Consider the following 7,875-nt stretch of genomic DNA (forward strand, 5'->3'; position numbering starts at 1 on the left):
CCTGCTACGCCCGGGGGGGCTGTTGCTCGTGAGCGAGACGTTGTTCCGCCCCGAGCGCCGGGGGCCCTTGCTGCCCGCGCTGCTGTCGCTCTTCATGCTGCTCAGCACCGGGGGGGACAACTTCACGCCGGACGAGCTGGAGGAGATGCTCCGGGCCGCGGGCCTCTCGGACATCCGCTTCTTCTTCAACGGCGCGCGGGGCCTGAGAGACCTCGCGGTGGCTCGCCGCCCGGGCTAGTCGGGGAGCACCCCGGCTTCATTCCGAGTCGGGCTCGCCCCTGCCGGGCCGGCCCTCCATGGTGTCCACGTACACCACGCGCCCTCCCTTGTCCGGCGAGCCACGGGCCGCCTCGCTCTCCTCGGGGGTGTGGGGCGCCCGCTCCTCGAAGCCATCGCCCTCCAGGTTGCGCTGTCGCTGCTCGCTCGTGCTCCCGTAACCCTCGCTCGTCCGCTTCTTCCCTGGCATCGCCGTCTCCCGTGAGGGTCTGAGCACTTAGGGTTGGGACGGGGAACAGGGGAAGCAATGCCTCCGTCCCAAGCAAAACCCCTTCCAGAGGCCAATACGGGGGCTCGCCCTTCCTACCCTCCCCCAGGCGGGCGAGCGCCAGGGGCCACACCCGGCGCGGTCCGGAGCCCACACCCCGGGGGCCCCCTTCCCGGGCTTCCCCCAGGGAGGCGGGGTGGGGCACGTCGGGTGCAGGACCCATGGGGTGACGGGGGGAATGTTCCGCCCGCTCGACTGTCGACGGAGGCGTTCCCCACTGCTATGCACGCCCACACCATGGATGTCCGCCCCTCCCCGCGCCGCGCGCTGCTGTGCGCGCTGGCGCTGCTGATGACCGCCTGCAAGACGCCCTCCGCCACGGGCGGTGGCTCCAGGACGACGACCGGCAACACCTCCGGCTCCTCCTCCCAGGGACAGAACGACGTCCCCCAGGGCGACCCCTTCCCGAAGAAACCCACCGTCGAGGTCCGTAAGGACGCGGCGGCGGACGAGGCGCTCGCCCGGGCCGCGCAGCAGGCGGAGACGGCGCCTCGTAAGCAGGCCGCCGAGGCCTTCCTCGCGGTGCGCAAGGCGTACCCGGAGACGACCGCCGGCCAGGAGGCGCTCTACCGCGCGGGCGTCGTCTTCTACGACTCGCAGGACTACGTCAACGCGCGCAAGACCTTCAACGAGCTGCTCTTCGAGAACCCGCTCCACCCGAACGCCCCGGACGCCAAGCGCCGGCTGGGCCGGGCCGCGCTGGAGGTGGGTGCCTACCGCGACGCCTACCAGACGCTCTACAGCCTCGCCGAGCGCGCCGAGGGCCCCGAGCGCACCCAGTTGCTCGAGGACGCCACGAAGGCCGCGGAGAAGGCGGGCCTCTTCGGACAGGCGCTGCAGATCGCCGTGGACCTGGCCGGCGATGCGCGGGGCCCCGAGGCGCAGCAGGCCGCGGCGGCCCGGGTGCAGCAGCTCGTCGAGGGCCGTGCTGGCTTCATGGACGTGGCCCGGGTGGCGGAGGGGCTGTCCACGTCCAACCCCGCCTGGCCGGTGCTGACCTTCAAGCTGGCGCGCATCTACTACCACCTGCGCGACTGGACGCGCCTGGAGGAGACCCTCAATCGCTTCCTCGCCGAGGCGCCCGCGCACCCCTTCGCCGGTCAGGCCCGCGAGCTGCTCGCGCGCGCCACCCGGCGCGTGGAGGTGCAGCCCAAGACGGTGGGCCTGCTGCTGCCCATGTCCGGCAAGTACAAGGCCGTGGGCGAGGCGGTGCTGCGCGGGGTGAAGCTGGGGCTGTCCGGCAGTGACGTGGAGCTCGTGGTCAAGGACACCCAGGGCGACGTGAACGTCACCGGGCAGGCCATGGAGCAGCTCGCCTTCGACGAGGGCGCCATGGTCGTGCTGGGTCCCATCGTCTCGGATGATGCCCGGCGCGCCGCGCTGGTGGCCGAGGAGCTCCAGGTCCCGCTCATCACCCTCACGCGCCTGGAGGGCATCACCGACATCGGGCCCTACGTCTTCCGCAACATGCTCACCAACTCGGCGCAGGCGCGCGCCATCGCCGAGTTCGCGATGAAGCAGAAGGGGTTCAAGAGCTTCGCGATGCTCTACCCCAACCTGCCCTACGGGGTGGAGCTGGCCAACGACTTCTGGGACCACGTGACGGAGAACGGTGGGCAGGTGCGCGGCGCCGAGGCGTACGCACACGACCAGACCACCTTCACCAACGAGGCCAAGAAGCTGGTGGGCCGCTACTACCTGGAGGACCGGCTCGACTACATCGAGGGCGTGCGCGAGGTGCAGCAGCAGACCACCGGGCAGGACGCGTTCCGCAAGCGCAAGGCCATGGAGAAGATGAAGGGCAACGTGGAGCCCATCATCGACTTCGAGGCCATCTTCATCCCCGACGAGTGGAAGCGGGTGAGCCTGGTGGCTCCGGCGCTGGCGGTGGAGGACATCGTCACCAACGCGTGCGACGCGCGCGACCTGGAGCGCATCCGCAAGACGACGGGCAAGAAGGACCTCAAGACGGTGATGCTGCTGGGCACCAACGCGTGGAGCAGCGTCAAGGGCGCCAGCGGCCTGCCCGAGCTCATCGAGCGCGGGGGCAAGTTCGTCACCTGCTCGGTGTACGTGGACGGCTTCTTCGTGGACTCGCAGCGGCCGGCCACGCAGCGCTTCGTGAAGACCTACCGTCAGGCCCACAACGGCGACCCGGGTCTGCTGGAGGCCTACGGCTACGACACGGCGCGCATGGTGCGGCAGATCCTCGAGAAGCAGGCCCCCAAGAGCCGCGGCGAGTTCCGCGAGGCCCTCGTCAACCTGAAGGACTTCGACGGCGCCACCGGCAAGACGTCCTTCGACGACAAGCGCGAGGCGCGCAAGCCCCTGTTCCTCCTCTCCGTGGACAACAAGGGCATCAACGAGGTGCCTCCGGAGAAGACGGCGGCGCTGGGGGGCTCGTGAGCATGCTCGCGCCGCGCGCGCTCGCCGTGGTGGGACTGCTGGCGCTGGCGGGTTGCAAGCACGCCGCGCCGACGAAGACGGCTCCGGACGTCGCCCTCCTGGAGGCCACTCCGGGCGGCTACCTCGCGGGCCAGGTGGTGGGGCTCGAGGACGGTGCCGTCCTCGACCGGAAGGACTTCGTCTGGACGCTGGCGTTCTCGCCGGATGGCGCGCACGTGGCCTACACGCACCTGGGCGCTCGCGAGTACTTCCTCGCCCTCTGGTCGCTGCGGCCCACGCCGACGCGCGTGGTGGACAAGGGCGTCAACCCCTCCGAGTTCGACCTGGAGGCGCTGGCCTTCTCGGCGGACGGCCGGTGGCTCGCGAGCGCGGGCTGGGACGGAACGGTGCGTCTCCATGACGCGGCCACGGGCGAGCAGAAGGCCCAGGTGCGCCTCGAGGAGCCCCTCACCACGCTGGCCTTCCACCCGTCGGGCGTCTACCTGGTGGTGGGCAGTGCCCGGGGACTCGTCACCACGCTGCGGGTGGAGGACTTGGGCTTCTCCTCGGAGCTGCGGCCCCACACGGACCGGGTGAGCGCTCTCGCCTTCGCGGCGGACGGGACGCTGTACACGGGAGGCTGGGACAAGCGCATCCGCGTCTTCGACACACCCGAGCAGGTGCTGCGGAGAGATCAGACGCGCGTGCACTTCGAGCGGCGCGGGGGCTTCGCCGTGGTGGGGGGCCTCGTCAATGGGAAGTCGCCCGTGGTGTTCGCGCTGGATGCGCGCACCCCCGCCATCGTGCTGGGGACCCAGGCGGCGGCGACGGCCGGCATCGACACGGCCTTCCTGGAGGAGCAGGTGGCGCTGCCCTCGCCGCTCGGCTCCCATCTGGCGAAGGTGGCCCGTGGCCAGCGCCTGCGCTTCAAGGGGTTGGAGCTGGAGGGCGTGGACGTGGCGGTGTGCGACGCATGCCTGCCCCAGGGGGTGACGGGCGTGCTGGGCGCGCCCTTCTCCGAGCGCGTCACCGTGGCCTTCGACGAGCGAACGATCGAGGCGCTCTTCACCCTCAAGGCGCCCGAGTCCGAGCCAGCGGGGCGGGAGTCGCGGGGGCTGATGCTCGCGATGCGCACCAGCCTCTCCTTCGAGGCGCACGTCAACGACATCACCGTCGACGCGGCCGGGCAGCGCCTGGGCGTGGCCTTCTCCGAGACTCCCGCCGAGCGCACCCGTACCCTCTACGAGCGCGAGAAGAAGGGCGTCGAGGAGCCGTTCTCCGAGCAGAACGCCGCGGCGCTGGTGGACGCCGCCACGGGCAAGGTGCTCCAGAAGTGGACGCGGCACCGGGGCGTGGTGGCCACCGCCAGCATCTCCCCGGATGGGCGCGCGCTGGCCAGCGGTGGCTGGGACAAGCGGCTCTACCTGTGGCGCGACGGCCAGGAGGACCCGGTGGACGAGCGTCGCTTCGGCTGGTCCGTGCGCCGGGTGCGCTTCAGCGCGGACGGGCGGCTGGTGGGTGTGGCCGCGTGGACGCCACAGAAGGCCACCGGCAACCAGGAGAGCAACCCCTCCGCGGCCCTCTTCTCGGTGGGCTACACCCTGCCCACGGTGGAGCGGCGCTAGTAGTTGAGGTGGATGGCCTCGCGGGGCAGCCCGCGGGCCCGCAGCGCGTCGATGACCTCCTGCACCATGCCCGACTGGCCGCAGACGAAGGCCAGGGTGTCCTCCACCTGCACCTCGCCCAGGTGGGCCTGCACGTAGCCGGTGAGCCCCTGCCAGCCGCTCGCGCCCGGCTGGCTCACCGTGCGCACCACGCGGATGCCCGCGGACTCCCAGTGGTGCAGCTCGTCCTCGTAGGCGAAGGCCTGGGGGGTGCGCGCGCCGAAGTACAGCATCACCCTCCCGTAGGCGCTCCGCTCGGCGCGGACGCTCTCGATGACGGAGCGGATGGGCGAGATGCCCGAGCCGGTGGCGAACAGGAGCAGGTTGCCGCCGCGGGCCTGCACGAGGGGGAAGCCACGGCCCTCGGGACGCTTGCTGTGCACCTGGGCCCCGGGCTGGAGCCGCATGAGGGTATCCGCCAGCGCGCTGCCCCCCTTGAGGAGGAACTCCCACCGGGTACCGAAGGGCTCGGGCGGCGAGGCGATGGCGAAGGGGCTCTCCCCCACCTCGGGCAAGGCCAGGCGCACGTACTGTCCTGGAGTTCGGTGCGTGCCCACCAGCGGAGTGCCGCCGATGTCCAGGATGAGCTCGGTGAGGTCCTCCGTCGCGGGGAGGACGGCCGCCACGGTGGTGGGGTGCCAGTCGGTCATGACGGCTCTGATTTAACCTGGACCCGGGTCGCCGTCGCCCTTTGATAACCTGGGGGCGTGAAGACCCTGCTCTGGTTGGTGCTGTTGCTCATCGGGTTGGCGGGCGTGGTGCTGCCGGCCGTGTATTTCCATGCGGCCAGCAAGCTGCCCCAGCTCGAGTCGGAGTTCGACGTGGAGACGCAGCTGCGCCACTCCATCGAGGGCGAGCGCATGAGCCTGCGGGCGGGGACCGCCGACCACAATCGCCCCATCACCTACAAGCGGCCGGACTTCGCGAGTCTGCCCAAGGACCTGGTGGCCCTCTACATCGCGCAGCTCGGGTGCCCCACCTACTTCCAGACGCCGCGCGAGGACGGGCCGAAGTGGACCTGGCGCCTCTTCTCGTACGCCACCCTCGGCTCCGAGCCGCGGGGAGATGGAGCCTGCGAGCGCCTGCTCGCCATGCGGCTCGCGGGGGCGCTGGGCATCGAGGGCAAGCTGGAGCGGGTGGTGGCCGCCCACCGCCTGCACACCTTCCTCCAGAAGGATCAGCTCCTGGCCTACGACCTGTCCGCGCTCTACTTCGAGCGCGGCATCGTGGGGGTGGAGGACGCGGCGTACAAGGTGCTCGGGCGCGAGCTGGGCACGCTCCAGCTGGCGGAGCTGGCCGAGCTGTCGCTCATCCTGCCTCCGCACGGCTTCTACCGGACGGCCCGCCTCTGCAAGAACGCGAGCCTCATCCGGCAGAACCGGGACGTGCTGCTGACGGACCTGGCGGGCTACAAGCTCGTCACCGAGGAGCGGGCACGCCGCGCCATGGGCCAGCCGGTGGCCTGCCTGCGCTGAAGCCCCTCACCGGGGCGACAGGAACATCTTCTCGAAGGAGGTCATCCTCACGGACACGTCCCGGCGCTCCTCGGCACTGCCCGCCGTCTCGGCGCTCTTGCGCAGCTCGCCGAGCATCGTGAAGGTGGCGCGGCTGCGCAGCTTGCCGGCTTGATCCAGCTCGTGGGCCTTGCGCTCCAGCTTCTGGGCGCGCTGGAGGAGCGCGCTCCGGGTGGGGGCGTTGGGCCGGGGGACCTTCTCCTCCTTCGGGCTCGTCGGCGTCGGGTCCACCGGGTTGCCGGGGGGCACTTGCGCCACCGCCGTGCCGCTGTCCGGCTTCTCCTGGGAGGGAGCGGGAGTCTCCGTGGCCGGGGGGGTGGCCGTGGAGGGCTGGACCTGGGCCGTGCCCGTGGAGGGCTGGGCCGGAGGCGGCGTCTGGGGCTGCGTCGGAGCCGGAGGCGTGACGGTGGCCTGGGGCGGCGGCGGGGTGGGCGTCGGCTGGCGCAGGGCGAGCACGACTCCTCCGACGGCCACCAGGGCGAGGGCCCCCAGGCCCACGGGTAGCAGGCGGCGCAGCGGCGAGCGGGCCCCCGACTGCACGACCTCGGTGGAGGGCTCGGGCGACATCACCGCGGGCGGCGCGGGAGGCGTCGGCGGGGGCTCCGGGTGCGCCTGGACGACGGGCTCGGGGACGGCGGGCTTCGCGGGGACGGAGACCTGGGCCGGTGGGTGGGCGAGGGTGTCGCGCAGCCGCTGGAGCTGGCGACGCAGCGACTCGGCGGACCCGGGGCGTGCCTCCGGGTCCTTGGTGAGCATCTGGAGGACGAAGGCGTCGAGCGCGGGCGACAGCTCGGGGACGAACTCCGAGGGCCTGGGCGGCCGTGCGTCCACGTGCTTCATCAGCAGGTCCACCGGTGAGGTGCCGGTGAAGGGCAGCCGGCCGGTGACCATCTCGAAGGCCACCACGCCCAGGGCGTAGAGGTCGGTCATCGGGCCCACGGGCTGACCGCGGGCCTGCTCGGGCGCCATGTACTCCGGGGTGCCCACCACCATGTCCGTGCGCGTCTGCGCGGTGCGCCCGGTGGGCAGGCCCATCTTGGCCAGGCCGAAGTCCAGCAGCTTCACGTAGCGCGAGCCGTCCGGCTGCTGCACCAGGAAGATGTTGCTCGGCTTGAGGTCTCGGTGGACGACACCGGCCCCGTGCGCGGCACCCAGCGCGCTGAGCACCTCGTCGAGGATGTCCAGCACCTCGGGCACCGGCAGCCTGCCCTTGTCGGCCAGGTGCGCGTCGAGGGCGACGCCCTCGAGGTACTCCATGATGATGTACTGCCGGCCGTCGGGGACCTGGCCGAAGCCGAAGATGTCGACGATGCCCCGGTGGCGGATGGCGTTGACGGCGCGGGCCTCGGCCAGCAGACGCGCCACCTGCTCCTCGGCCGCGGCGAGCTCCGGGCGCAGCACCTTGACCGCCACGCGCTTGCCGATCAGCGGCTGGATGCCGTCGTACACCAGGCCCATGCCGCCCACGCCGATGCGCTGGCGCAGCTCGTACTCACCGAGCTTCAGCCCGATGAGGGCATCCTGTGGGGAGAAGTCATCCGAGAAGTGGACGGTCTTCCCGGGCGACGTGCGTCGCGAGCCTCCTGTCTCGTCACCGAAGGGCGACGTCGAAGGAGGGCCGAGCAGCATGGTGCCATCGCGCGGGCAGACGTCCGTGTCTGTCGGCACGGCGAGACCACAAGTTTCGCAGAGACGGGGGTCAAACATCGGGAGATGGCCACAGGCTAGCAGACCCGAGGCCAATTCCCACAAGCAGCCGAGGGAGCAC

General features: G+C 71.5%; 6 protein-coding genes and 1 pseudogene. 4 read left to right on the top strand and 3 right to left on the bottom strand.

Annotated features, from left to right (window positions below; translation table 11 throughout):
* A pseudogene (locus VF794_RS31860) lies at positions 1-238 on the top strand (hypothetical protein); the annotation flags it as partial.
* Between the two features lie 18 nt (positions 239-256).
* Here VF794_RS31860 and VF794_RS31865 read toward each other — a convergent pair.
* Positions 257-466, bottom strand: coding sequence for a hypothetical protein (locus VF794_RS31865; RefSeq protein ID WP_331116883.1), 210 nt, complete (start codon positions 464-466; stop codon positions 257-259).
* A 300-nt stretch (positions 467-766) separates the two neighbouring features.
* Here VF794_RS31865 and VF794_RS31870 point away from each other — a divergent pair, with 300 nt between their 5' ends.
* Both VF794_RS31870 and VF794_RS31875 read left to right on the top strand, forming a co-directional pair.
* Positions 767-2,950, top strand: a complete 2,184-nt coding sequence (locus VF794_RS31870; RefSeq protein ID WP_331116884.1) for a penicillin-binding protein activator — start codon at positions 767-769, stop codon at positions 2,948-2,950.
* A gap of 2 nt (positions 2,951-2,952) precedes the next feature.
* Positions 2,953-4,554, top strand: a complete 1,602-nt coding sequence (locus tag VF794_RS31875; RefSeq protein WP_331116888.1) for a WD40 repeat domain-containing protein — start codon at positions 2,953-2,955, stop codon at positions 4,552-4,554.
* Here the strand turns inward: VF794_RS31875 and VF794_RS31880 are convergent.
* Entirely contained in the window at positions 4,551-5,243 is a 693-nt protein-coding gene (locus VF794_RS31880; protein WP_331116885.1) for an NAD-binding oxidoreductase, read from the bottom strand. The two genes, VF794_RS31875 and VF794_RS31880, sit on opposite strands and share 4 nt — an antisense overlap.
* A 57-nt stretch (positions 5,244-5,300) precedes the next feature.
* On the opposite strand from VF794_RS31880, the gene VF794_RS31885 reads away from it, so the two are divergent.
* Positions 5,301-6,068 (top strand): transglycosylase domain-containing protein, encoded by a 768-nt coding sequence (locus tag VF794_RS31885; protein ID WP_331116886.1) that lies wholly within the window; start codon positions 5,301-5,303, stop codon positions 6,066-6,068.
* A 6-nt stretch (positions 6,069-6,074) separates the two neighbouring features.
* Here the strand turns inward: VF794_RS31885 and VF794_RS31890 are convergent, their stop codons facing one another.
* Entirely contained in the window at positions 6,075-7,814 is a 1,740-nt protein-coding gene (locus VF794_RS31890) for a serine/threonine-protein kinase (protein ID WP_331116887.1), read from the bottom strand.
* Positions 7,815-7,875 lie beyond the last annotated feature (61 nt).

The organism is Archangium sp. (assembly GCF_036389735.1).
GTDB lineage: Bacteria > Myxococcota > Myxococcia > Myxococcales > Myxococcaceae > Archangium.